The organism is Polaromonas sp. (genome assembly GCF_012927455.1).
GTDB lineage: Bacteria > Pseudomonadota > Gammaproteobacteria > Burkholderiales > Burkholderiaceae_C > Polaromonas.
The window spans coordinates 33,098-57,339 of record NZ_JABBPE010000005.1 but is presented as its reverse complement, the minus strand read 5'-3'; the positions used below and the strand labels follow the sequence as shown (position 1 = coordinate 57,339).

General features: G+C 59.6%; 25 protein-coding genes. 11 read left to right on the top strand and 14 right to left on the bottom strand.

Annotation, left to right across the window (positions count from 1 at the left end; translation table 11 throughout):
• Positions 1 to 94: 94 nt before the first annotated feature.
• A complete protein-coding gene (locus HHJ18_RS06245; RefSeq protein ID WP_296912791.1) occupies positions 95 to 1,294 on the top strand; it encodes a fatty acid desaturase in 1,200 nt (399 codons plus the stop codon).
• Between the two features lie 57 nt (positions 1,295 to 1,351).
• Here the strand turns inward: HHJ18_RS06245 and HHJ18_RS06240 are convergent, their stop codons facing one another.
• From HHJ18_RS06240 to trxB, 6 genes are all read right to left on the bottom strand, one after another.
• Entirely contained in the window at positions 1,352 to 1,516 is a 165-nt protein-coding gene (locus tag HHJ18_RS06240) for a hypothetical protein (RefSeq protein WP_296912789.1), read from the bottom strand.
• A 136-nt stretch (positions 1,517 to 1,652) separates the two neighbouring features.
• A complete protein-coding gene (locus tag HHJ18_RS06235; RefSeq protein WP_296912787.1) occupies positions 1,653 to 3,719 on the bottom strand; it encodes a galactose oxidase-like domain-containing protein in 2,067 nt (688 codons plus the stop codon).
• The gene (locus HHJ18_RS06230; protein WP_296912784.1) at positions 3,716 to 4,864 is read right to left on the bottom strand and encodes a hypothetical protein; all 1,149 of its coding nucleotides are present in this window, start codon (positions 4,862 to 4,864) and stop codon (positions 3,716 to 3,718) included. The genes HHJ18_RS06235 and HHJ18_RS06230 overlap by 4 nt, the downstream gene beginning before the upstream one ends.
• Before the next feature lie 519 nt (positions 4,865 to 5,383).
• Complete coding sequence (rpmG, locus tag HHJ18_RS06225) at positions 5,384 to 5,551, bottom strand: 50S ribosomal protein L33 (RefSeq protein ID WP_168921250.1); 168 nt, start codon at positions 5,549 to 5,551, stop codon at positions 5,384 to 5,386.
• Positions 5,552 to 5,562: 11 nt separating this feature from the next.
• On the bottom strand, positions 5,563 to 5,796 hold the full coding sequence (gene rpmB / locus HHJ18_RS06220; protein ID WP_296912782.1) for a 50S ribosomal protein L28: 234 nt from the start codon (positions 5,794 to 5,796) through the stop codon (positions 5,563 to 5,565).
• Positions 5,797 to 5,968: 172 nt separating this feature from the next.
• On the bottom strand, positions 5,969 to 6,913 hold the full coding sequence (gene trxB, locus HHJ18_RS06215) for a thioredoxin-disulfide reductase (RefSeq protein ID WP_296912779.1): 945 nt from the start codon (positions 6,911 to 6,913) through the stop codon (positions 5,969 to 5,971).
• 155 nt (positions 6,914 to 7,068) lie between these two features.
• Here trxB and HHJ18_RS06210 point away from each other — a divergent pair, with 155 nt between their 5' ends.
• The 5 genes from HHJ18_RS06210 (at position 7,069) to HHJ18_RS06190 (ending at position 12,070) form a co-directional block, all read left to right on the top strand.
• Positions 7,069 to 7,746 carry a Crp/Fnr family transcriptional regulator gene (locus tag HHJ18_RS06210; protein WP_296912776.1) on the top strand — a complete coding sequence of 226 codons (678 nt, stop codon included), beginning with the start codon at positions 7,069 to 7,071 and terminating at the stop codon, positions 7,744 to 7,746.
• 87 nt (positions 7,747 to 7,833) lie between these two features.
• Positions 7,834 to 10,170 (top strand): DNA translocase FtsK, encoded by a 2,337-nt coding sequence (locus tag HHJ18_RS06205; protein WP_296912773.1) that lies wholly within the window; start codon positions 7,834 to 7,836, stop codon positions 10,168 to 10,170.
• Positions 10,171 to 10,173: 3 nt separating this feature from the next.
• A complete protein-coding gene (gene lolA, locus HHJ18_RS06200; protein ID WP_296912770.1) occupies positions 10,174 to 10,839 on the top strand; it encodes an outer membrane lipoprotein chaperone LolA in 666 nt (221 codons plus the stop codon).
• Positions 10,840 to 10,971: 132 nt separating this feature from the next.
• Positions 10,972 to 11,415 (top strand): disulfide bond formation protein B, encoded by a 444-nt coding sequence (locus tag HHJ18_RS06195; RefSeq protein ID WP_296912767.1) that lies wholly within the window; start codon positions 10,972 to 10,974, stop codon positions 11,413 to 11,415.
• Positions 11,408 to 12,070, top strand: coding sequence for a thioredoxin domain-containing protein (locus HHJ18_RS06190; RefSeq protein WP_296912764.1), 663 nt, complete (start codon positions 11,408 to 11,410; stop codon positions 12,068 to 12,070). Before HHJ18_RS06195 ends, HHJ18_RS06190 begins: the two co-directional genes overlap by 8 nt.
• 43 nt (positions 12,071 to 12,113) lie before the next feature.
• On the opposite strand, the gene HHJ18_RS06185 is transcribed toward HHJ18_RS06190, so the two are convergent.
• The gene (locus tag HHJ18_RS06185) at positions 12,114 to 12,959 is read right to left on the bottom strand and encodes a DMT family transporter (protein WP_296912762.1); all 846 of its coding nucleotides are present in this window, start codon (positions 12,957 to 12,959) and stop codon (positions 12,114 to 12,116) included.
• Positions 12,960 to 13,017: 58 nt separating this feature from the next.
• Here HHJ18_RS06185 and HHJ18_RS06180 point away from each other — a divergent pair, with 58 nt between their 5' ends.
• The 5 genes from HHJ18_RS06180 to HHJ18_RS06160 all read left to right on the top strand — a co-directional run bounded on the left by HHJ18_RS06180 (position 13,018) and on the right by HHJ18_RS06160 (position 18,179).
• Complete coding sequence (locus tag HHJ18_RS06180; RefSeq protein ID WP_296912759.1) at positions 13,018 to 14,334, top strand: replication-associated recombination protein A; 1,317 nt, start codon at positions 13,018 to 13,020, stop codon at positions 14,332 to 14,334.
• A gap of 256 nt (positions 14,335 to 14,590) precedes the next feature.
• Entirely contained in the window at positions 14,591 to 15,520 is a 930-nt protein-coding gene (locus HHJ18_RS06175) for a branched-chain amino acid ABC transporter permease (RefSeq protein ID WP_296912756.1), read from the top strand.
• A gap of 39 nt (positions 15,521 to 15,559) precedes the next feature.
• On the top strand, positions 15,560 to 16,669 hold the full coding sequence (locus HHJ18_RS06170; protein WP_296912753.1) for an ABC transporter ATP-binding protein: 1,110 nt from the start codon (positions 15,560 to 15,562) through the stop codon (positions 16,667 to 16,669).
• Between the two features lie 11 nt (positions 16,670 to 16,680).
• The gene (locus HHJ18_RS06165) at positions 16,681 to 17,448 is read left to right on the top strand and encodes an ABC transporter ATP-binding protein (RefSeq protein WP_296912751.1); all 768 of its coding nucleotides are present in this window, start codon (positions 16,681 to 16,683) and stop codon (positions 17,446 to 17,448) included.
• Between the two features lie 14 nt (positions 17,449 to 17,462).
• The gene (locus tag HHJ18_RS06160) at positions 17,463 to 18,179 is read left to right on the top strand and encodes an ABC transporter ATP-binding protein (protein WP_296912748.1); all 717 of its coding nucleotides are present in this window, start codon (positions 17,463 to 17,465) and stop codon (positions 18,177 to 18,179) included.
• A gap of 117 nt (positions 18,180 to 18,296) precedes the next feature.
• Here the strand turns inward: HHJ18_RS06160 and HHJ18_RS06155 are convergent, their stop codons facing one another.
• The 7 genes from HHJ18_RS06155 to HHJ18_RS06125 all read right to left on the bottom strand — a co-directional run bounded on the left by HHJ18_RS06155 (position 18,297) and on the right by HHJ18_RS06125 (position 24,195).
• On the bottom strand, positions 18,297 to 18,902 hold the full coding sequence (locus HHJ18_RS06155; protein WP_296912746.1) for a DUF4337 domain-containing protein: 606 nt from the start codon (positions 18,900 to 18,902) through the stop codon (positions 18,297 to 18,299).
• A 210-nt stretch (positions 18,903 to 19,112) separates the two neighbouring features.
• A complete protein-coding gene (locus HHJ18_RS06150) occupies positions 19,113 to 19,904 on the bottom strand; it encodes a M90 family metallopeptidase (protein WP_296912744.1) in 792 nt (263 codons plus the stop codon).
• A 97-nt stretch (positions 19,905 to 20,001) separates the two neighbouring features.
• Positions 20,002 to 20,769 carry a UDP-2,3-diacylglucosamine diphosphatase gene (locus HHJ18_RS06145; RefSeq protein WP_296912741.1) on the bottom strand — a complete coding sequence of 256 codons (768 nt, stop codon included), beginning with the start codon at positions 20,767 to 20,769 and terminating at the stop codon, positions 20,002 to 20,004.
• 60 nt (positions 20,770 to 20,829) lie between these two features.
• Positions 20,830 to 21,339, bottom strand: coding sequence for a peptidylprolyl isomerase (locus HHJ18_RS06140; RefSeq protein WP_296912739.1), 510 nt, complete (start codon positions 21,337 to 21,339; stop codon positions 20,830 to 20,832).
• A gap of 68 nt (positions 21,340 to 21,407) precedes the next feature.
• Entirely contained in the window at positions 21,408 to 22,055 is a 648-nt protein-coding gene (locus HHJ18_RS06135; protein WP_296912736.1) for a peptidylprolyl isomerase, read from the bottom strand.
• Between the two features lie 89 nt (positions 22,056 to 22,144).
• Complete coding sequence (locus HHJ18_RS06130; RefSeq protein ID WP_296912733.1) at positions 22,145 to 22,900, bottom strand: hypothetical protein; 756 nt, start codon at positions 22,898 to 22,900, stop codon at positions 22,145 to 22,147.
• A complete protein-coding gene (locus HHJ18_RS06125; RefSeq protein WP_296912731.1) occupies positions 22,900 to 24,195 on the bottom strand; it encodes a L,D-transpeptidase family protein in 1,296 nt (431 codons plus the stop codon). Before HHJ18_RS06125 ends, HHJ18_RS06130 begins: the two co-directional genes overlap by 1 nt.
• Positions 24,196 to 24,242 lie beyond the last annotated feature (47 nt).

Sequence of the window (24,242 nt, the reverse complement as noted above, 5' to 3'; positions counted from 1 at the left end):
GCCTAAAAGTTTCTGCTATTTTCCTGGGTCTCTGGAGTTTGCAGTGGCAGATCCTTGAGCCTGAGCGGTGTTTGGAAAGTTTTAAAGGAACTGTATGATCGTTTTTGATGCCGCCATCGACTGGCTGGCTCATGGATTGTTGGCTGCCAGCTGGTGGCAAATCGTCTTGTATGCGCTGGTGACAACGCACATCACGATTGCTAGCGTGACGATTTACCTGCACCGCCATCAGGCGCACCGCGCCATGGACTTGCACGCGATTCCCTCGCATTTCTTCCGCTTCTGGCTTTGGCTGGGTACCGGCCAGGTCACCAAGGAGTGGGTGTCAGTGCACCGCAAACACCACGCCAAGTGTGAAACCGCTGAAGACCCGCACAGCCCGCAGACGCGCGGTATTGAAACCGTATTTTGGAAAGGCGCCGAGCTGTACCGTGCCGAAACCAAAAATCAGGAAACCATGCTCAAGTTTGGCCATGGCACGCCCAGTGACTGGCTGGAGCGCAATCTGTACACGCGTTTCAGCTGGCAGGGCGTCGGGCTGATGTTGATTCTGAATCTGGCCTTGTTTGGTGCGGCTGGCCTGGCCGTCTGGGCTGTGCAAATGGCGTGGATTCCAGTGACGGCCGCCGGCATCATCAATGGCATAGGTCACTACTGGGGCTATCGCAATTTTGAAGCACCCGACGCCAGCACCAATATTTCGCCCTGGGGCATCATGATTGGCGGCGAAGAACTGCACAACAACCACCACACCTATCCGACCTCGGCCAAATTTTCGGTCAAACCCTACGAATTTGACATCGGCTGGGTCTATATTCGCGCCATGGAAAAAGTGGGCTTGGCGACCGTGAAGAAGGTACCACCCAAGCTTCAGCTGGGCGCCATCCAGCCAGTGGCTGACGAAAAAACGCTGGAAGCGCTAATTGCGCACCGTTATGAGGTGATGGCTGGGTTTGCGCGCGAGCTGCGGCGCGCCGGCAAAGCCGAGATCGCACTCTTGAAAGCCCGCAAGGCCGACATCTCGGTGATGCGGGTTGCCAGTCGCTGGCTGCATCGTGACGATGACAAAGTTCCGGCAGCGGCGAAGTCGCAACTGGCCCAGGCCAGGGCCGAGCATCCGGTGCTCGACAAGATGGTCACCATGCGTGAAGAGTTGCGCCAGATGTGGCTGACTACCTCGGCCTCGCGTGAGCAACTGGCGTGCGAGCTGCAAGCCTGGTGCCACCGTGCCGAAGAAAGCGGCATTGCTGCGCTGCGCGAGTTCTCGATGAAGCTACGCGCTGCGCGCAGCTAGGCTTTCTAAATTCCCGGGGCCGCCGTTCTCCACTTCGCTCCAGTCGACATGCGAGCGCTAAGCAACATGCACGGCGCGCTCGGTGTAGTTTTGCAACCGCGCGGTTGTCCGGACTAGATCGGTCGGTTGCTGCACCAGCAGGGCCTCGTCACCGTGCAGCGTGTCGATGTTGTTAAAGCCGCGCTGGAGTTGCGTGCTGAGATGGCTGGGAAGAATTTGCATCTCGCCTCATCCTGATGTGGTCCCTGAAACAGGCTTGATCCGTGGCCGCGGAAAGCCTCGAAAAGCCCTTTGTTTCATCGCGGCAGTTCTTGGACGGGAATCCGCGCAGCCGGAGTGCCGCGTCGCGCAGCGTCTGCTAACAGGTGTACCTAGCCCAAAAGTAGGTGCTGACCGTCGGGATGTAGCCCGGGTTGGCGAACTTGGCCCTGTAAAGATTGCCGTCGGTATAGGTCACGATGCTGCCGGCCGCATATTGCCTGCCAGCCACCCAGCTCGGATAAATGCAGGTGGGTGCCGGAGTCGGGGTCGGACTCGGGGTCGGCGTTGGAGTCGGAGTCGGAGTAGGAGTGGCCGTGCAGACGTAAACCTCCCAAAAGTAGGTGCTGACCGTCGGGATGTAGCCTGGGTTGGCGAATTTGGCGCGGTACAGCTTGCCGTCCGAGTAGGTCACGATGCTGCCGGCCGCATATTGCCTGCCAGCCACCCAGCTCGGATAAATGCAGGTGGGTGCCGGAGTCGGGGTCGGCGTTGGAGTTGGAGTTGGAGTGGGAGTGGGAGTCGGAGCCGGAGCCGGAGCCGGAGCCGGAGTGATCGTGCAGACGTAAGCCTCCCAGAAGTAGGTACTGACGGTCGGGATGTAGCCTGGGTTGGCGAATTTGGCGCGGTACAGCTTGCCGTCCGAGTAGGTCACGATGCTGCCGGCCGCATATTGCCTGCCAGCCACCCAGTTGGGAAAGCTGCATGCCTGCGCGGGTGCGGGGACGGCGACGCTGCTGCCTAGCTGAATTATCTTGGCCTCGGACGGCACGCCATTCTTTAAAAGGAAGAGCATGTAAAACCCCGGCGAAACGGTGGGGTCGTCCGGCGCGGCGGTGCTGATGCCGCCGGCAACCTGAGCGATGCTTGTGGAGCGAAAGAAACCTTGGTGCATATTGTTCGTATGCGTCACCGAAGGAAGGGCAATCCAGGTGATGCCCGTAATGCCTGTTGCGTCGGGGGTTCCGATAAAAATGCTCTGCCCTTTGCCTGCGATCGCAGGGGCTGACGTAATGGAAGGTCGGGCACCGGCAAAGAGATAAGGCGGCGAGAAAATTTCGGACTGCGTGTAACCGTTGCCTCCAGTTACCAATACGCGAGCGTCGGGCAGCAACACGGCTGCAGAGTGGTAGAGCCGGGGGACAGTACCGGCCGCCATGGTGCTCCAAGTTTCTGTGACAGGGTCCCACAACTCCGCAGCAAATACCGGCGTGCTCTCGTTGTTAAATCCTGGTCCACTGGTGCCTCCGGTAGCCAACACTTTTCCATCAGGCAGCATGGTCGCGTTCATTGATCGACGGGCCACGCTCATCGAAGTAACAGCGCGCCATGTCGGACTGCTCGCATTCAAATCGATGACTTCAGCGGTATTGGTAGGCGGATCGCCCCCGCCGGCGAACAAAATTTTGCCTGGTTCGTACATTACAGCGCCGGCGTAATCACGCACGCCATTAAATGTTCTGTCGCCAACGCCTGTCCATGCACCCGTACCAGCCGTATTGAGATACCGGGTGAAAACCTCCGGTCCAGCTTGAAAAACCAATCCATTCGGGGCAAGAAACATGTTTGGGTACATGGAAAGCGCAAGTTGAGCCGAAGTAAGGTCGCGCCACGTTCCGGTCGCTGATTGCCATACCTGCGGCAAAGGATTGGTACCGATAGGCAAGTCCACCGAGCCGGAGATGACCAAAACGTCACCGTTTGGCAGCCCTGTAACCGTGGGATACCATCTCCCAAGGTTCATCGGTGGTTGCCGCGCCCAACTGTTATCAACAGGATTAAAGATGCTGGCATCTCGCAGTCCAACCGCGGTTTCTGCGTGGCCTCCGGCGACGAACAGCCGTCCGTCCGGAAGGAACGTATGCCCGCTGCAAAATGGGTTGAAACCTAACTGGCTCAGTGGCGTCACGCTACCCGACACGGGATTCCAGACTTGGGGGTTATCGCCGCTTACCCCGTCGCCCGGCCATACCATGACAGTCGAATTTTGCAGCAGGTGAACATGTACGGGGAAGAAAGGTAAATTGGGCCCGTTTGCCCATGTTCCTATGGCCTGTGGCGTCTGGGCCGAGATCAATGTCGATGCTGCAAGCGCGCACAGCGCAAATGCAACCCGGAACAGCATCTGGTCAAAAAAAACTGCTTGATTTTTCATGATGAGGCTCATGGCAGTGGATGCAAGACAAAGATGCGCCGTGCTGCATGGTGGTCTTCATGCTTATCGGCTGTTCCATGAGCATCTGTACCCGCGTCATGGCCCATGACGAGAATGTCTCCTCGTCTATTGACGCTTAGCGCATCGGTCATCACCAACCCCGGAACGGAAACCAGTGCATTTAGGTCGCGCATGCCGCTTGATGCGGTCCAGATAAAAGCGCGACTTCCCTCTGGGCTGGTTGATATGCCCACCACCTCACCTCGGTTGTTGATATCGCGCGCGCGACTGTCAGTACCGCCAGGAAGTGCGCCAAGGTCTTGGATAGCCCGCCCGCCCGGCTGCCAAAGTACTGCCCGGGAACGGTTCGGGAATTCACCGACGCCAGTTGCCACGCCAGCGATGGTTCCGTTTTCACTGATGGTGACGGCCTCGCTGTGGGTAAAACCAGGCAGAGTGCCCAAGTGCACAATGCCGCCCTTTCTTTGCCAGAGCACAGCTGCCTTTGGTTCTTTCCCAGACACGCCCACAATATCTCCCCTGTCGTTCAGGTCGAGCGCCTGGGTGGTCAGGTTTCCAAGGCTTTGCAGCAATTGGACCTCACCACGCCGGGTCCACCATACCGGCCGGATGCCGGCCGTCCCGCTAACATATCCAGCGGCCTCGCCTATTTCATTAATCGCAAAAGCTATGCCGCCATTGCTGCCTGCGGGCAGCGAGAGTTCCTGAAACCCAACCCTGCGCACTGCGCGGAAGGGTCGCTGGGCAATGCTGGTGTTGTAAGCGCCGGCGATCTCGCCTTGATCGTTAATGCCGTAGGCAACGCTGTTGCCGCCGCCTTGCTCGCCGGCAACATCCTCAAAGCCATTATTGGCCAGTAAGATTAACGCTGATGATGCTTTGCCACGGTTGGTACGGAATCCGCCTGCCACCTCATTGGTGGAATTCATGCTTCGGATCACTGTTGTGGCGCCGGGATTGTCAAGCCTGGCGTATTCAATAGCGACGTAGCCGACTCGCGTCTGCGCCTGCAGCGGTGGGCTGTGAAGCCATGCGTTCAATCCGAGCAATATGGCAAATGCCAAGTGCACGGCACCAAGGCCAAAGAAGCGCATCGCTATACGGATTGGGCAACGAGCCTGGATCGAGTTCACCATGGTGGACCTTTCAGCGGACATTTAAGTCCCGAAATACCAAGCACTAAGCCTGCGGGTGATTGCCCGTCTTGCCTTGACTCATCCGTGAATCGCTATCCAAGCCCGCTTGACCAAGCGCAATCGATCTTGTAGTAAACAACATCACCCGGACCACACAAACTAGCTTTAAGAAAATAATTTTTCAGACCATTTATGTATTCTTATCGTACTCAACTACATCCAGTACCGGTCGTACTTGGAACAAAATCTAAATACTTTTTACATTAGATACATGCGGCAAAACACATCAGGTTTTGTTACAAAAAATGGGTGTGGTCCGTCGATATTCAGCAGCCTGCGCACTTTATCGGTCGTTCTCTTGCAGTCGCACTCCGCTTCGCTTTGCCTTGTTTAATGTGACCAGCTTGTGGAAGAAGTTACACACCAGTAAGTGGGCGATGCTGGGCGCACAATAAAAAAGCCCGCTGAAAACCAGCGGGCTTTTTTGGCAACGCCGAGCGTTGCAGACATAACGCTGAATTACTTCAGCTTGATTTCCTTGTATTCCACGTGCTTGCGAACTTTAGGATCAAATTTCATGATCAGCATTTTGTCCGGCGTGGTTTTCTTGTTCTTGGTGGTCGTGTAGAAATGACCGGTACCAGCCGTTGATTCCAGCTTGATTTTTTCGCGTGCGCCTTTAGCCATGGTAGTTCTCCTTAAACTTCACCGCGGGCACGCAGGTCCACTAGGACAGCATCGATGCCGTTTTTATCAATCAAGCGCAGTCCAGCCGTGGTAATGCGCAGGCGCACCCAGCGGTTTTCGCTCTCGACCCAAATGCGGCGGTATTGCAGATTAGGCATGAACCGACGCTTGGTTTTGTTGTTGGCATGAGAAACTTTATTCCCAACCATCGGGCCTTTGCCCGTTACCTGACAGACGCGTGCCATGAGCACTCTCCGTATAAAAAATTAGAAAAATCGGATGCTGGTCATGGCAAGGGTACATGCTGTACGGCCCTTACAAATTCTCAGCTAAGCCGCTAATTATAGCCCGAAATTAGACTTGTTGAAAGCAGGCTCGTTTGCGAACAATCAAAGGAGTGCTTGCGCTCCCCCTGAATCAGACGCTTTGTTCCAGAAATCGCTGGGCATCGAGCGCCGCCATGCAGCCGGTTCCCGCGCTCGTGACGGCCTGCCGATAGATGCTGTCCTGTACGTCGCCGGCGGCAAACACGCCGGGTACGCTGGTCATGGTGGCCAGGCCCTGCAGACCGGTCTTGGTGATGATGTAGCCGTTTTTCATCTCCAGCTGACCGGCAAAAATTTCGGTATTGGGCTTGTGGCCAATGGCGATAAAACAGCCTTTGAGCGTGAGGTCCCGCGTGCTGTTGTTTTGCGTGCTTCGCAAACGAACCCCGGTCACGCCCGATGCGTCGCCCAGAACCTCGTCGAGCGTGTGGTGCAACTGCAACTCGATCTTGCCCGCAGCAACTTTTTCATGCAATTTGTCGACCAGGATGGCTTCAGCTTTGAAGGTGTCACGGCGGTGCACCAGCGTCACTTTGCTGGCGATATTGGACAGGTACAGGGCTTCCTCCACAGCTGTGTTGCCGCCACCAACGACGCAGACTTCCTGCTGGCGGTAAAAGAAGCCGTCGCAGGTAGCGCAGCCGGAAACCCCACGGCCCATGAATGCCGTTTCCGATTCCAATCCCAGGTACTGGGCGGACGCGCCGGTGGCGATGATCAGGGTGTCGCAGGTGTAGCTCGCGTTGTCACCGGTGAGCGTGAACGGGCGTTGGCTGAAATCGACCTTGTTGATATGGTCAAAAATGATCTCGGTCTTGAAACGCTCTGCATGCGCCAGAAAGCGCTGCATCAAATCAGGCCCCTGCACGCCATCCACGTCAGCCGGCCAGTTGTCAACATCCGTGGTGGTCATGAGTTGGCCACCTTGCGCGATACCGGTGATTAATACCGGGTTGAGATTGGCACGCGCTGCATACACCGCAGCGGTGTAGCCTGCAGGACCGGAGCCGAGGATGAGAACTTTGGAGTGTTTCATGGTGAAGACTGATTGGGCAATTGTTAGAACTCATGTAGAGTCGAGGCGCTCGGGTCGCTTAGAGTAAAAACTGCAGCGACTTATGCTTTGCAAGCTGATGACATTGTAAGAACTCACGCGACTGCGGTCGATCGTGAGATTTGGAGACTGTTGATATGACGACGATGGTGTCCAACCTGGAATTGATTCGCCGGGTACCGCTTTTTTCCATGCTGACGGCCAGTCAGGCTACGTCCGTGGCCGACGCGGTGGTCAAACGGCGTTTCAAGCGCGGCGAGGCTATTGTTGAGCAGGGTAAAAAATCAAATGCCCTGTCCATCATTCTGACGGGGCGTGCCCGGGTCGTGACCACTGACTCGCGCGGGCGCGAAGTTATTTTGGCCACCATGCATCCTGGGGACTACGTCGGCGAGATGAGCCTGATTGACGATGAACCGCATTCGGCTACCGTGAGCGCGGAGATTCAGACCGACATTCTGGTACTTGGCCGGCAGGAGTTTGCCAGTTGCCTGCCCGAGGACAGTTCGATGACTTACGCGGTGCTCAAGGGGTTGGTGCAGCGGCTGCGCCATGCAGACCGAAAAATCGAGTCGTTGGCACTGATGGATGTGTATGGCCGGGTGGCGCGTGCGCTGCTGGAGTCGGCCGCCGAGGATAGCGCCGGCAACACCGTGATTCGCGACAAGGTGTCGCGCCAGGATCTGGCCAAGATGGTCGGCGCCTCTCGTGAGATGGTCAGCCGGGTGATGAAAGACCTGGAGGAGCGCGGCTTTATCGAAACCCGTGACGATGGCTCCTTGCTGGTGAAAGAGCGCCTGCATACATTGGGTTGATTCACTGGGCTGATTCCGGCCGCTGGCTGCCTGCTGAGCCGGCGCAGCTGGAGTGCTTGGCCAACTGCGGTAAGCTCTGAGAGGTCTATGACTTACTCACTCGATACCCTGAACTCCAGAAATTCCCTTGCTGGAAGCGCACCTACCGGCATCAACCGCTTTGCCCATGAAGTCAGCCTGATTCTGGGTCTGTTGGGTCTTGTTTTCTGGCTGGCCGCACTGCTGAGTTATTCGCCGCAGGACGCCGCCTGGTCCACTTCGGGTTCGGCAGAAGCGACGGGCGCTGCCTTCAAGGCGGCACACAACTGGGGCGGCCGTTTGGGCGCCTGGGTGGCTGATGCCAGTTATTTTTTGCTGGGTTTTTCCGCCTGGTGGGCGCTGGCAACGGGCTGCCATGTCTGGCTGTCATCGCTGGCGCGTGGGCTGCGCAGCGAGCCACGGGCGCATCAGGCTTCCCGGCGCGCCGGTCGCATCCGCTTCTGGCTGGGTCTGACTCTGCTGCTGCTGGCCAGTGCCGCGCTGGAATGGTCGCGGCTTTACCGTTTTGAAGTCCGATTGCCCGGCCATGCCGGCGGCGTGCTGGGTTATCTGATCGGCAGCCCGAGCATCAAGTGGCTGGGTTTTGCCGGTTCTGGCTTGGTTTTCATCGCGCTGGGCGTGATTGCCGTATCGGTCGTGTTCAGTTTTTCGTGGGCCCATGTGGCCTTGCGCATTGGCTCCTGGATCGACAACCTGGTGGATTCCCGTCGTGAAAAACGTGAAATTGCCGAGGATCTGGCGTTTGGCAAGGTGGCCGCGCGTCAGCGTGAAGAAACCTTGATCGACGAGCGCGTCGTGATTGAAGAGCATCGTCCGGTGCCGGTGCAGATCGAGGCGGCGCTGATCGATATTCCGAAAAGCGCGCGTGTCGTCAAAGAACGGCAAAAGCCGCTGTTCAGCGAGATGCCCGACTCCAAGCTGCCGCAGGTGGCCTTGCTCGACAGTGCCTTGTTGCGCCAGGAAAGCGTGGCGCCCGAAACGCTTGAAATGACCTCGCGGCTGATCGAGAAAAAGCTGCGGGACTTCGGCGTTGAGGTACGGGTGGTGGCCGCGGCACCCGGCCCCGTCATTACCCGCTACGAAATCGAACCCGCCACGGGTGTCAAAGGCTCGCAGGTGGTTAACCTGGCCAAGGATTTGGCCCGCGCCCTGAGCCTGGTGTCGATCCGCGTGATTGAAACGATTCCCGGAAAAAACTTCATGGCGCTGGAGTTGCCCAACGCCAAGCGGCAGTCGATCAAGCTCAGCGAGATTTTGGGTTCGCAGGTCTACAACGAAGCCAAGTCGATGCTCACCATCGGTCTGGGCAAGGACATTGCCGGCAATGCCGTGGTCGCCGATCTGGCCAAAATGCCGCACTGCCTGGTTGCCGGCACCACCGGTTCCGGCAAGTCGGTGGGCATCAACGCGATGATCCTGAGCCTGCTCTACAAGGCTGATGCGCGCGATGTAAGGCTGTTGCTGATCGACCCGAAGATGCTGGAGATGAGTGCCTACGAAGGCATCCCGCATTTGTTATGCCCGGTGGTGACCGACATGCGCCAAGCCGCTTACGGCCTCAACTGGTGTGTCGCCGAAATGGAAAAGCGCTACAAGCTGATGAGCAAGCTGGGCGTGCGAAATCTGGCGGGCTACAACGTCAAGATTGACGAGGCCAAGGCGCGCGGCGAATTCCTCTACAACCCTTTCAGCCTGACCCCCGAGCAGCCCGAGCCGCTGGACCGCCTGCCCTACATCGTCGTGGTGATTGACGAGCTGGCCGACCTGATGATGGTGGTCGGCAAGAAGATTGAAGAGCTGATTGCGCGGCTGGCACAAAAAGCCCGCGCTGCCGGTATTCACCTGGTGCTGGCAACGCAGCGCCCCAGCGTCGATGTGATCACCGGCCTGATCAAGGCCAATATCCCGACGCGCCTGTCGTTTCAGGTCAGCAGCAAGATCGACAGCCGCACCATTCTTGACCAGATGGGCGCCGAGGCGCTGCTGGGCATGGGCGACATGCTTTACATGCCGAGTGGTACCGGCTTTCCAATTCGGGTGCATGGTGCGTTTGTGAGCGACGACGAAGTGCACCGGGTCGTGGCCTACCTCAAGCAGCAGGGCCAGCCCAATTACATCGACGGCGTGCTCGAAGGCGGCACGGTGGATGGCGAGGAGGGCGATTTGATGAACGATGGCGCCAGCGAGAAAGATCCGATGTATGACCAGGCGGTGGAAGTGGTGCTGAAAAACCGCAAGGCCAGCATCTCGCTGGTGCAGCGCCACCTCAAGATTGGTTACAACCGGGCGGCGCGGCTGGTCGAAGATATGGAAAAAGCCGGACTTGTCAGTGCCATGAGTGGCAGCGGCCAGCGCGAAATTCTGGTGCCCACGCGGGCGGAGTGAACCATGAAGAAGATTTTTGCTATTGTTTTCATAGCTGCCTGCGCTCAAGGCGCTTGGGCAAATGGTCTGGAAAGCCTGGAAAGTTTCGTTAAATCGGTCAGCAGCGGGCGCGCCGAGTTCAGCCAGGTAGTGACCGCCCCAGCCAAGGAAGGCCAGAGCGTGCGCAGCAAAACCTCCAGCGGCACCTTCGAGTTTTCGCGGCCGAATCGCTTCAAGTTCATCTACAAGAAGCCCTTTGAGCAAAGCATCGTCGCCGATGGTCAGACGCTGTGGCTCTACGACGCGGACCTGAACCAGGTCACCGCGCGCAAACAGGTCAGCGCGCTGGGCTCCACGCCGGCCGCGCTGATCGCCGCTGCGCCCGATCTGCGTGCCCTGCAGGCCGATTTCACGCTGGCAGCCGCGCCCGACAAGGACAGTTTGCAATGGGTGGTGGCAACACCCAAGGCCAAAGACGGACAGCTGCAGAGCGTGCGCGTGGGTTTTCGTACGGCAGAAAAGTCAGCTGCCAAATTGCCTGGAGCGCCCGAACTGGCGGCGCTCGAAATCCTCGACAGCTTCGGCCAGCGCTCGCTGCTGAGCTTCAGCAAGGTCGAAGTCAACCCGACTTTGGCCAAAGACACCTTCCAGTTCAAGACGCCCAAGGGGGCAGATGTGATCCGGCAATGACCGCTGTTCTGGCGTCTTGACTGTCAACTGTAAGACCGGGCGTTTTGCCCGTTCCGGTTTGCCTCCCGCCTGCCGCGCGCTCGCACGGGTTTTCGTGAAAGCGTGCCCGGTTGACTGGGTTACCCCGAATTTATGACCACCAAAAATCAAGCTTCCCTGTCCCGCGCCTGGTACTTCATGCTGGCCGCATGGCTGGTCGCCCTGCTGTCTACTGCGTCGGCGCTCTTTCTTGGCGAGGTCATGGGCGTGCAGCCATGCGTTCTGTGCTGGTACCAGCGCATTGTTATGTTCCCGCTGGTGCTGATCCTGGGGCTTGCCCTGATGCGGTCGGATCACCATATTCCCCTTTATGGCGCGCTGCTGTCGGTGGTCGGCCAGCTGATTGCCGGCTACCACACGCTGCTGTACTGGGACTGGATTCCGCCCGATCTTCAGCCTTGCGGCCAGGGCCCCTCCTGCAAGCAGCAGGTGTTAAACCTCTTTGGCTTTCTGGACCTTCCCATGCTGTCGTTTTTGGCGTTCACGCTGATCACGATCCTTTTGATCTTTTCACTTGATTCCTCCAAACATGAATAAAAAGCAAATCACCGTTGTGGCCATCCTGATCGTGGTCGCCATCGCCTTCACGCTAGGGCTTAATGCCTATTACCAGAAAGTCAATCAGCAGCAAGCTCTGATAGCGCAAAGCAACCTCGCGGCGATGGAAAGGAGCGACGCGCCGGTTTTTGGCGCTTCCACGGCCAAGGTCACCATCGTCGAGTTTATTGACCCGGCCTGCGAAACCTGCAAGACCTTCTATCCCCTGGTCAAAACCCTCGTCAAAGAAAATCCGGGCCGCATCAAATCCGTGATCCGCTACGCGCCCCTGCACCCCGGCTCTGACCAGGTGGTCAAGGCGCTGGAGGCGGCTCGTCTGCAGAATCTCTTTTGGCCCGCCCTGGAAGCGCTCTTCAATGGCCAGGCCAGCTGGGCCTCCCATTCCGGCCCCGATATCAACAACATCTGGCCCTTGTTGCAAGGCGCAGGCGTCAACGTCGAGCAAGCGCGCAAAGACATGGGCAGCGAGAAAATTGACCAGGCGCTCAGGCGCGATATGGGCGATCTGGCGACACTGAAGATCAGCAAAACCCCAACGTTTTTTGTCAATGGAAAACCCATGCCGACCTTCAGCTTCGAAGCGCTGCAGCAGTTGGTGTCCGACGAAATGAAGGTGCAGTACGGCAAGCCTTGAGTCGACGGCTCGCTGGTTGCGCCGTCCGCCGCTTGTCAGCTTGTTATTTGGGCGCTGCCGGGCGAGCCATCACCAGTGCAATCCCGCCAAGAATGGTGGCAGAGGCCAGCAGCAGTCGCCCGGTGACGGTTTCCCCCAAAAAGACGATGCCGCCCAGCGCGGCCAGCACCGGCACACTGAGTTGCAGCGTCGCCGCGCTGGTGGCCTTTAAGCCGCGCAGGGCTGAGTACCAGATCGCATAGCCGACCCCGGACGCCAGTGCGCCAGAGGCCAGTGCATAGCCCAAGCCTGCCAAATCCACCGCGCTCCAGCGCACGGTGAGCAGGCTCAGCAGCGCCGCCATCGGCGCGGCACGCAAGAAATTTCCGCTAGTAACCCGCGTCGGATCACCGGCCGCTTTGCCGCGCAGCGAATACACGCCCCAGGCCACGCCGGCGCCCAGCATTAGCGCTGCTCCTAATGCGGGTGGCGCCGACAAACCGGGCAACAGCAGGCCCGCTAGACCGGCAAAGGCACACAGCAGACCCAGCCATTGCCGCACCAGCAGGCGTTCTCCCAGCCACAGCCCGTAACCAATCATGGTGGCCTGCACCGCGCCAAACAGCAGCAACGCACCGGTGGCGGCCGGCAAGCTGACGTAGGCATAAGAGAACGCTGCCGCGTAGACAAACAGCGCCAGCGCGGACGGCCAGTTGCCAGCGCCGCTGGCGCTTCGGCTGCGGCTGCGCGTGATCAGCCACAGCGTCAGCGCGCCCGAAAGGATGCGCACGCTGGTGAAGCTGGCCGGATCAATGCCGGTGTGTTTGAGCGCCAGGCGGCACAGCAGCGAATTGCCGGCAAACGCCAGCAGCGCCAGCACGGCCAGCAATAAGGTCGGTGTACGTGACATCCATCTCCTCGGTGTTGGCCCACATGGTATCGCGTGCCATGCTGTCTAGAATGCCGTTATGAGCGCAGCCCCCGCACCCCATGCCCACACGCCACTGGCCGAACGTCTGCGCCCCAAGAGCCTGGGCGAAGTCATAGGCCAGCAGCATTTACTTGGCGAGGGCATGCCGCTGCGCATCGCGTTTGAGTCGGGCCAGCCGCACAGCTGCATTCTTTGGGGCCCGCCCGGCGTTGGCAAGACCACCATCGCGCGGCTGATGGCGAGCAGTTTTGACGCGCATTTCATCACCATTTCTGCCGTGCTGGGCGGCGTCAAGGACATCCGCGAGGCGGTCGAGCAGGCGTCGGTCTGGCAAGGGCAGGGCGACGGGCAGGGCAAGCGCACCATCGTGTTTGTCGATGAGGTGCACCGCTTTAACAAAAGCCAGCAAGACGCTTTCTTGCCGCATGTCGAAAGCGGCCTTTTCACCTTTATTGGCGCTACCACCGAAAACCCCTCGTTTGAGGTCAATTCGGCTTTGTTGTCGCGCGCGGTGGTGTATGTGCTGCAGCCGCTGACGGAGCCAGATCTCAGGAAAATAATCGCCAGGGTCCAAGCGGAACGGGCGCTGCCAGCTATCGAAAGCATAGCAAGCGAAGCGGCTGATCGGCTCGTTGCCTACGCCGACGGCGATGCCCGGCGGCTGCTCAACACGCTGGAATCACTAAGCGTGGCGGCCAAGGCCGAAAAGGTGCGCGAGGTCAGCGACGCCTGGTTGCTCAAGGTGCTGGGCGAGCGTCTGCGCCGCTACGACAAGGGCGGCGAGCAGTTTTACGACACGATCTCGGCGCTGCACAAATCGGTGCGCGGCTCCGACCCCGACGCCGCACTGTACTGGTTCATGCGCATGCTCGATGGCGGTGCGGAACCGCGCTACATGGCGCGCCGGCTGGTGCGCATGGCCAGCGAGGACATCGGACTGGCCGACCCGCGCGCTTTGCGGCTGGCGCTCGATGCCGCCGAGGTCTATGAACGGCTCGGCTCGCCCGAGGGTGAGCTGGCGCTCGCGCAATGCGTGGTGTATCTGGCAGTGGCGCCCAAGTCAAACGCAGTCTACAAGGCCTTCAACGAAGCCAAGGCTTTCATCAAGAAAGACGGCACGCGCCCGGTGCCGCTGCATCTGCGCAATGCGCCCACCAAGCTCATGAAAGAGCTGGACTACGGCAAGAACTACCGCTACGCGCATGACGAGGAGGGCGGCTTCGCCGCCGGCGAAAACTATCTTCCGGAAGGGATGGCACCGCCCGGCTTTTACCGGCCGGTTAACCGGGGTCTAGAGATAAAAATTGCCGATAAGCTCAATGAGTTGAAATTGAAGAACAATCAGAAAAGCTAATCAGGCGCGAAAGCGGTTGCTAAAGCTGGATTCGGCCGCCCCTCCCAAAAATTTCAAGGGTAAACCCCAAAAAAACCATTGCGCTGGCCCGCTTCTCGCTAGAGAGGCTGGCTACAATTCGCGAACAAGCTCGCCGCAGTTTCCAGTCATCTGGTTTAAGGGCGGGCTTTTTGTTAACTCAACGCTGTCTCCCGGTGATCCCGGTGGCTGGCGGCGCAAGCGGAGTTGGCAATTTCAATCAAACGGGAGATGAGTTATGGAAATATTGCTACAGCAGATCATCAACGGTCTGGTGCTGGGCAGCATGTATGCCCTGATCGCCTTGGGTTACACCATGGTGTACGGCATCATCAACCTGATCAATTTTGCGCATGGCGAGGTCCTGATGGTGGGCGCGCTGACCAGTTGGACCATCATCGGACTGATGCAGGAATCCATGCCCGGCGCGCCCGGCTGGCTGGTATTGCTGATTTCTCTGCTGATCGCCTGCGTGGTGTGCGGCGCGCTGAATTTCGTGATCGAAAAAGTCGCTTACCGGCCGCTGCGCAATTCGCCCAAACTTGCCCCGCTGATCACCGCCATCGGCATGTCGCTGCTGCTGCAGACGCTGGCCATGATCATCTGGAAGCCGAATTACAAGCCCTATCCCACCCTGCTGCCGGCAGAGCCCTTCCAGGTCGGCGGCGCGGTGATCACCGTCACGCAGCTGTTCATTCTCGGCACGACGGCAGTCTCACTGTCTATCCTGATGTGGCTGGTGCATTACACCAAGCTGGGCCGTGCCATGCGCGCTACCGCCGAGAACCCGCGCGTCGCCGCCTTGATGGGCGTGCGGCCCGACACCGTTATTTCCGCCACCTTCATCATCGGTGCCATTTTGGCGGCGCTGGCCGGTGTGATGTACGCCTCCAACTACGGTACGGTGCAGCACACCATGGGCTTTTTGCCTGGACTGAAAGCCTTTACCGCAGCGGTTTTTGGCGGAATAGGCAACCTCGGTGGAGCCGTGCTGGGCGGGATTTTGCTAGGTCTCATCGAAGCAATTGGCGCAGGCTATATCGGCCCGCTGACCGGCGGTTTTCTAGGCAGCCAATACTCCGATATTTTTGCTTTCATCGTGCTGATTTTTGTGCTCACGCTGCGGCCTTCGGGCTTGCTGGGTGAACGTGTGGCGGACCGGGCCTGAGCCCGCGCTGTCCAGTCCGAACCACAAGGAGAAAATCTGATGAACCCCAAAAAACTAGTTACTTATCTGATCTACGCCGCTGCGCTGATAGTGCTGCCGCTGCTGCTGCAACAAGGCGGCAACGCCTGGGTGCGCATTGTCGACATGGCGCTGCTGTATGTGCTGCTGGCGCTTGGCCTGAACATTGTGGTGGGCTACGCCGGTCTGCTCGATCTGGGTTATGTTGCATTTTTTGCAGTCGGCTCTTATTTGTTTGCGCTGCTCGGTTCGCCCCATCTGGCCGAAGCCTTCCCTGCCATCGCCGCCGCTTTCCCCGAGGGGCTGCATCTGCCGATTTGGGCCATCATCCCGGTCGCTGCTGCAGTGGCGGGACTTTTTGGTGTTTTACTGGGCGCGCCCACGCTTAAGCTGCGTGGTGACTACCTGGCCATCGTGACGCTCGGCTTCGGTGAAATCATCCGGGTGTTCCTGAACAACCTGGACCGGCCCATCAACCTGACCAACGGCCCTAAAGGTATCAACCAGATCGACTCGATAAAGTTTTTCGGCTTCGATCTGGGTAAGTCGCATGAATTCTTCGGGTTTCAGGTCAATTCGGTCTCGATGTATTACTACTTGTTTTTGGCGCTGGTGATCGTCTCGGTCATCATCTGCCACCGGCTAGAAAATTCGCGTATCGGCCGCGCCTGGATGGCGATTCGCGAAGACGAAATTGCCGCCAAGGCCATGGGCATCAACACCCGCAACATGAAGCTGCTGGCCTTCGGCATGGGCGCCATGTTCGGCGGCGTGTCGGGTTCGATGTTCGCCGCCTTCCAGGGTTTCGTTTCGCCCGAGTCCTTCAGCCTGATGGAGTCCGTCATGATTGTGGCCATGGTGGTGCTGGGCGGCATCGGCCATTTGCCCGGCGTCATTTTGGGTGCGCTGCTGCTGGCGGCGCTGCCCGAGGTGCTGCGCCATGTGGCCGGGCCCTTGCAGGCCATGACCGACGGCCGGCTCGACTCGGCCATCTTGCGCCAGCTGCTGATTGCGCTGGCCATGATCGTCATCATGCTGATGCGTCCGCGCGGGCTCTGGCCTTCTGCCGAACACGGCAAGTCGCTGAACAAGCGCGTTGGTAAAGACCCTGTCCAGTCGATCAATCCTTAAGGAGAATGGATATGAGCGAAACCATTCTTAAAGTCGCCGGTGTTTCCAAGCGCTTTGGCGGTTTGCAGGCCCTTAGCGATGTGGGTATCCACATCGAACGCGGTCAGGTCTATGGCCTGATTGGCCCCAATGGGGCCGGCAAGACCACTTTCTTCAATGTGTTGACCGGCCTTTACACACCCGACAGCGGCACCTTCGAGCTGGCCGGCAAACCCTACAAGCCGACGGCGGTGCACGAAGTGGCCAAGGCCGGCATTGCCCGCACCTTTCAGAACATCCGGCTGTTTGCCGACATGACGGCGCTGGAGAACGTCATGGTCGGCCGCCATATCCGCACCAAGTCCGGCCTGCTGGGCGCGGTGCTTCGCACCCCGGGTTTCAAGCGTGAAGAAGCCGCGATTGCCCAACGTTCCCATGAATTGCTCGACTACGTCGGCATCGGCAAGTACGCTGACTTCAAGGCGCGCACCTTGAGCTACGGTGACCAGCGCCGGCTGGAGATCGCCCGCGCGCTCGCCACTGATCCGCAGCTGATCGCGCTGGACGAACCGGCCGCCGGCATGAACGCCACTGAAAAAGTGCAGCTGCGCGAGCTGATAGACCGCATCCGCAAGGACAACCGCACCATCTTGCTGATCGAACACGACGTGAAACTTGTCATGGGCCTTTGCGACCGCGTCACCGTGCTCGACTACGGCAAGCAGATTGCCGAAGGCCTGCCCGCCGACGTTCAGAAAAACGAAAAAGTGATCACCGCCTATCTGGGCACAGGTCATTGAAGGGAAATAGCAACATGGCAAACACACTTCTCAAAGTGACCGGCCTCAAAGTGGCCTATGGCGGCATTCAGGCGGTCAAGGGCGTTGACTTTGAAGTTCACGACGGCGAACTGGTCACGCTGATTGGCTCCAACGGCGCCGGCAAAACCACCACCATGAAAGCCATCACCGGCACGCTGCCGATGCTCGACGGTGACATCGAATACCTTGGCAAAAGCATACGCGGCCGCGGCGCCTGGGACCTGGTCAAAGAAGGCCTGGCCATGGTGCCAGAGGGCCGCGGCGTGTTTACTCGCATGAGCATCGCCGAAAACCTCAAGATGGGCGCCTACATCCGCAACGACACGGCTGAAATTGCCGCCGATATGGAGAAGATGTATGCGCTGTTCCCGCGCCTGCGCGAGCGCAAGGACCAACTTGCTGGCACCCTGTCGGGCGGCGAGCAGCAGATGCTGGCCATGGGCCGCGCGCTGATGAGCCGGCCCAAGGTGCTGCTGCTCGACGAGCCCTCCATGGGCCTGTCGCCCATCATGGTGGACAAGATTTTCGAGGTGGTGCGCGACGTTTCAGCGCGCGGCGTCACCGTGTTGCTGGTCGAACAAAACGCCAGCCGAGCGCTGGGCATTGCGAATCGGGGCTATGTGATGGAGTCGGGCAACGTCACCATGAGCGGCGAGGCCAAGGATTTGCTTAATGATCCGCGCGTGAGGGCGGCTTACCTGGGCGAGTAATTTCGGGCTGATTCTGGTCTCCAGTCCAGCGTAATCGGGCGCACAGCACTATTAATTTAATAGCTGCCTGCGCCCGAATTCATTGGGCTACAGCCATTTGTATGAGGTAATCTGGTGTCAGGACAGCAGCCGGATCAGCGCATCCGGGTGAATACCCCAGCCGAGCAGGCCCGCCAAACCCATTGCCACGCCAAAGGCCGTCGGCACCAGGGTCAGCCAGTACAACCACCACAAATGCGTCAGCGCCGTCACCGCCAGCAGGGAAATGGCAATGGCCAGCAGCGCGTCAGCCAGATCGAACTGGTCATCGCGGAAATTGGCTGCGTCGTAGTCGCGCTGGTCCTGCTCGGCTTGCAGCTTCAGTTCGTCCTTCTTTTTGGCTTGATCGGCAGCGAGTTTTTCATACTGCTCAATGGCCTTTTGGTAGTTTGCTTGTTCTGCGGCTGGCTGCGAGGGCGCGGCTAGACGGAGTTGCAGCAGCGTGCCTTTGGCAATTTCCTCACGGATGTTGCGTGCCTGGTAAAAATTCCAGTGATCAAGCTTGTTGGCCTGGGCCTGTTGCATGGACTGAACGATGTTGTCGTCCTTGACCTTGCAAATGCCCATGAAGGTGGCCAGCAGCGCGATCGTGACGGCGACACAGGCGTTTAGTTTGCGGAACTGCGCAAAGGAAGGTTCGTCGGATTCATCCGGTTTGACGGATTCAAGGGGATCAATATCCATGGCGTTTGCCGATCAGTAAAAAGTGGCTTCTGGCTTGGGGCCGTGTGGGTCTGCGATGGTAATCCCGGATAAATAATTTACTGCCAGCCGAAGCGGCGAATGTAGAAACGCTTTGCCCAAGCCTGCTCTTCGATCTGCGCAACGGGAGATAGTCCAGCCTCACCACGAGCTTCCACATGCTATCAACTCAATAGCATACTGCACACGTCGTTATTGGGCTGCGGATTTTTTTTGTACGAAAAAGTTATCAAACAGCACGGTCAGTGCGGCAAAGTCCTGGGTGAAGCGTTCGCGGTTGACGAAGTAGCCTTCACAGGCCACGGCAAAAAATTCTGCCGGGGCACTGGCGCCATAGTCGTCAAGCCAGGGTGGCGGGCCGCCGAAGCGTTGGGCCATGGCCACCTGCTCGCAAAAGCTGTCGTAGGCCGGCTGCATCACGGCATGCCAGGCCGTTCTGGCGGCGCGCGAGGGCAGGGGCGGGCAGCCGTCGGCGGCGCCATCGCGCATGTCGATCTTGTGGGCGAACTCGTGAATCACCACGTTGTGGCCTTGTTCGGCCGAGCCGCCCGCTGCCGCCACGTCTTGCCAGCTTAGGGTGATGGGGCCGCGTTCCATGGCTTCGCCCAGCAGGGCCTCGCTGTACCGGTGCACCAGGCCAATGCCGTCGGTGACCTCACGGCGCGCCAGCATGGCACCGGAGTGCACCACGATACCCTTGAAATCGTCATACCAGCCCAGGCCGCGCTCCATGTGCAGCACTGGCAGGCAGGCTTGTGCTGCGATGGCGACCGCCATCTGGTCGGTTACCGCCAAGCCGTGCGCGCCGGTGAATTCTTTCTGCGTCAGAAACTCGGCGACCAAAGCGCGCAGGCGTTGGTGGTCGGCCACCGGGCGCCTGGCCAGAAAGGGGTAGTGCTGCAGGGTGGTTTGCCACAGCGCTTCGGGGATGGTGTCAGCGCGGCTGGACGGCCGGCGCAACAGGGTTTGCAGCCAGTTCAACATGACGCGGCTGCTTTCGAGCTGGTCCAGGCGGCACGAATCGGCTGGGGCGCCTGGCGCGCTGCCCGAGCAACTTGGGATGCTGGAGCGTGCATAGGCATCACAGCAGGGCGATACGTTGCAGGCCGCTGGCCGACAGGCGCAGCACCTCGGCGCGCGGCCGTACGGCTTGCGCATCCCAGTCGCTGAGGACGACGCGGGTCAGGCCTTGACCGAGGTCGTGCTCGGCCGGTTGGTGGGTATGGCCGTGGATCAGCGTGTGGGCTTGGGCGGCTTGCAGCCACTGCCGGGCAGCGCGCGCGTCGACGTCGGCATAAACCGCCCCGGACCGCTTACGCGCCTCGCTCCGCTGGCGTAGCGCGCGTGCAATCGCCTGGCGCTCGGCCAATGGCTTGGCCAGAAAGGCCTGCTGCCAGTCGGCGCTGCGCACCTGCTGGCGAAACGCCAGGTAGTCCACATCGCCCAAACACAGCGCGTCGCCGTGCGACAGCAACCAGCGCTGGCCGGCAAATAGCAGCACGCTGGGGTCGGCCAGCAAGCGGGTGTTGCACAGCTCCATGAGCTGCTGGCCGACCAGAAAATCGCGGTTGCCGCGCATGAAAAACAGTGCGAGGCGACCAGCTGTCTGGCCGATCAGGCGGGCGCAGCGGTCCTCAAAGCTGGCCGTGGGGCCCGATAAATCGGCGCTGACGGCGTCATCGCCGACCCAGACTTCAAACAGATCGCCCAGGATGAAGACGGCGTCGGCCAGCGTGCTATCCATATAGTGCTGCCAGGCCGCAAACGTGGCCGGCTCGGCGGCTTGCAGATGCAGGTCTGAAATGAAGTCGACCGTGCGCCAGGAGGGGGGGGCTACAAGCTCGGCCATCCGGGGCTCGGTCGGGGTGGCTTTAACCAGGGACTTCGACAAGCGCCGTCCGGTTCAAGCTCAGGAAAGCACGACGGCTTTTTCAATTACCACGTCGGTTAGCGGTACATCGCTGTGGCCGCCCTTGCTGCCGGTTTTAACGGCCTTGATCTTGTCAACCACATCTTTGCCTTCGACCACTTTGCCGAATACGGCATAGCCCCAGCCAGATGGGGAGGGAGCGCTGTGGTTCAGAAAGCCGTTATCAGCCACGTTGATGAAAAACTGCGAACTGGCCGAATGCGGTGCATTGGTGCGGGCCATGGCGACGCTGTAGTTGTCGTTCTTCACGCCGTTGTTGGCCTCGTTCTCGATCTCGCCGTCCGTCGGCTTTTGCTTCATGCCGACTTCAAAGCCGCCGCCCTGCACCATGAAACCGGGAATCACGCGGTGAAAGACGGTGTTGTTGTAATGGCCCTTGTTAACGTAGCTCAGGAAATTGGCAACGGATTTGGGGGCCTTTTCGGCGTCCAGCTCCAGGGTGATGGTGCCGTAGCTGACGATATGGAGTTCTACTTTCGGGTTGCTCATGATGGTCCTATTGAAGTGGGAGTAAGGGTCAGTGGATCGGTCACTTGGTCACTCGGTCAATGCGTCACTCAGCTGACCAGCGCTGCGGACTTGATCATTACCGGAGTTTTCGGCACGTCCGTTGGGAAAGGGCCAGCGGCGCCGGTTGGCACCGACTTGATCTTGTTGACCACGTCCATACCGCTGACGACCTTGCCGAAAACCGTGTAACCGGGTGCCTGCGCCGACGGGTTCAGGAAGTCATTGTCCTTGACATTGATGAAGAACTGCGAGGACGCGGAATTGGGGTCATTGGTGCGGGCCATCGCCAGCGTGCCGGTCACATTTTTGTCGCCGCCCTTGCTCAGCGCCTCGCGGCCTTCGTGCACGACCGGCGCGCGCGTTGGCTTTTGCGCGTAACTGGAATCAAAACCGCCGCCCTGGACCATGAAGGTGCTGATCACGCGGTGAAAAATGGTGCCGTCGTAGTGCTTATCCTTGACGTATTGCAGAAAGTTCTCGACCGTTTTGGGTGCTTTGTCGGGGTAGACCTCGACGACAAAATCGCCTTCGCTGGTGGTGAACTTCACCTTGGGCGCGCCTTGCGCCAGAGCCGGGCCGGCAAGGCAGGCGATGCCGACCGTGACGGCTAGCGTGGCCGCTGCAAGCCAGGCGCGCCTGCCGCTTGCGCGTGCCGGCCAAAGTGCGGTTGATGTGATGGTTACTGAAACTGTCATGGCGTAATTCCTTTGTTAAATTGTTTTCACTGGTGACCCCGGTCGGATCGCTGAATCGCGCTGGCTGAGGCCGTCTTAGTCGCGGGGCATTAGCCGCCCGTGGTTTCCCTAACGATAACCCAGCGCTCGTCCGCCTCTTTGGTCAACTGAAGCGTTTTGCGGCTCGAAATGTTCAGCGCGCCGGCGCTGTAGTTTTGCTTGAATCTGGCGGTGGCCTGGCTACCCTGGACCGCAATGGCAAGGCCCGAGAGCTTCACGCTGATGCGCGATTTTCCGACGATGCGCGCGCGCCGCCTTTCTTCCCAGTCCTTACGAGTTTGGTTACCCGGGGGCGCAAAGCCTTGGCCATAGCTGGAGAAGTAGACGTTCAAGTCTTTTCCGGCCCAGGCATCTGCCCATGCCCGCACGGCCGCCTCCACCGCTTCTTCAGCGCCCGGCGCGGCGCTGTCAGGCAGCGCGAGGGTGGGCGTCGCAGGGGTGCCTTGCGCCCCTTGGACTGCGGACAGCGCAGGCTCCGGGCCAGGCTCAGTCGCTGGAGAAAGTGCAGATTCGGGTGTGGGCGCTGTCACCAGCGTTGCGGGCTCGATGGCAGGGAATGCCGGCAGATCGGGGGCAGCAGGTACTTGCTGATCTGCGAGACCGGTTGGGGCGGGGCGGACGTCAACCAGGAAATCGCCATTGCCGGTAAGGATTCTGATCTTGGTTGCGCCTTGCGCCAGCGCTGGCCCGGTCTGCCAGACCCAGCATGCAGCAGCAGCCGCCAGCAGGGTGCAGCGTAAAGTTCCGGTACGTTTGAGAGGGTTGAATGCGGCCAGCGGCACTGGAACCGTCGCGGCAACAGTCATCAGATCACTCCTTCAAAGAATATTTTCCACTGGCTGCCCTGGCGCGTCCAGTACTGGCGTTTGGTCAGACCGGTTTTGGCTCCTTTAACCAGCTCGCCAAAGGTTACCACCATCGTGTCCGTGCTGTCGGTCCAGCGCATGTAAGACACATCCTTCAATTGCAGCTCGCGCTTGCCCAGTCGCTGGACTTCGCCTTGCAGGGCGGGCGTCCATTCGGCCAATGTTTTGCCGAAGCTGCTGAAGTCGGGCGTGTACCAGGCCGCGAGCCGCGCCATGTCGCCGCTCGATTTGGCGCGCTGCCAGTCCTGCAGCACTGCGTCGAAGGATTGGGCGTCCGCCTTAAGGGACTGCGGCGCCACCCATTTGAGGCTTTGCGCAATCACCACGGGCGTGCTGCCGATTTGCACCGTCTTGATGATGCGTTCCAGATCCGTGTTGGCGAGCGCGACGCAGCCCTCGGTGGACAGCGGGGCGCGCGAGAATTGCGCCGAGGGCGAGCCATGCAGCCAGATGCCGCCGCCGGTTTTGCCGCGCTTGAGATCGAGCCGGTTGGGGTAGTTGATGGGCAAGGCCCCGGAACCGTAAAAATCGTCCAGCGATTTGGGGTCCAGGTTGCTGGTAATGAAGTACACGCCAAGTGGTGTGCGCAGGTCGCCCTCCACGGATTTTTCAATACCCAGTTTGCCGACCGAAATGTAGTAGTCGGCTACCAGCTTGAGGCCCGCCGTGGTGTTTTCAAACAGGTACAGGCGCGAGCGCGAGGTGTCCACTGCAATGGCGTGCTCTATAGCTGGCGCGAGCGTGAGAAACGGCGACGGCACCATGCCGGGGGCGGGGCGTTCGCGCAAGGCGCGCAGGCGTTGCTGCGACTCTTGCCGCAGCTCGGCCAGCAGGGGCCCGGCATTGCTGGCTGCGCTGTCGGGTACATCGCCCAGCGCCCGAATCGCTCGGGTGCGTCCGGCTAGCAGATCGCCATACACCAGCTGCGCCAGTTGGAAATTGGGATGGTCACGCACCAGGTCTTCGGCTCTGCGCAGGGCCTCGCGCGAGCTGCCCTGGCCTATGAATTTGTAGATTTCAATCAGCCGGGCTTCGGCCTGGCCATCGCGCCCATCACGGCGTTTGGCCTGGGAGGCTACCCGCTTGGCGACCGGGCTTGCACGGGTTGGGGTGGCCGCACGCTTTTTTTCCGTCGCCGCTTTGGCGCGTGACTGCGCGCTGCTTTCGGCGCGCGGTGGCGCCGCCAGCACAAGCCAAGGCGCTATAAAAATGAGAGCTGCCAGAGCCCTTTTCATGGTAATTTCCACGAGAAACTGTCAGGATGCGAGAATGGCGAGGGGAA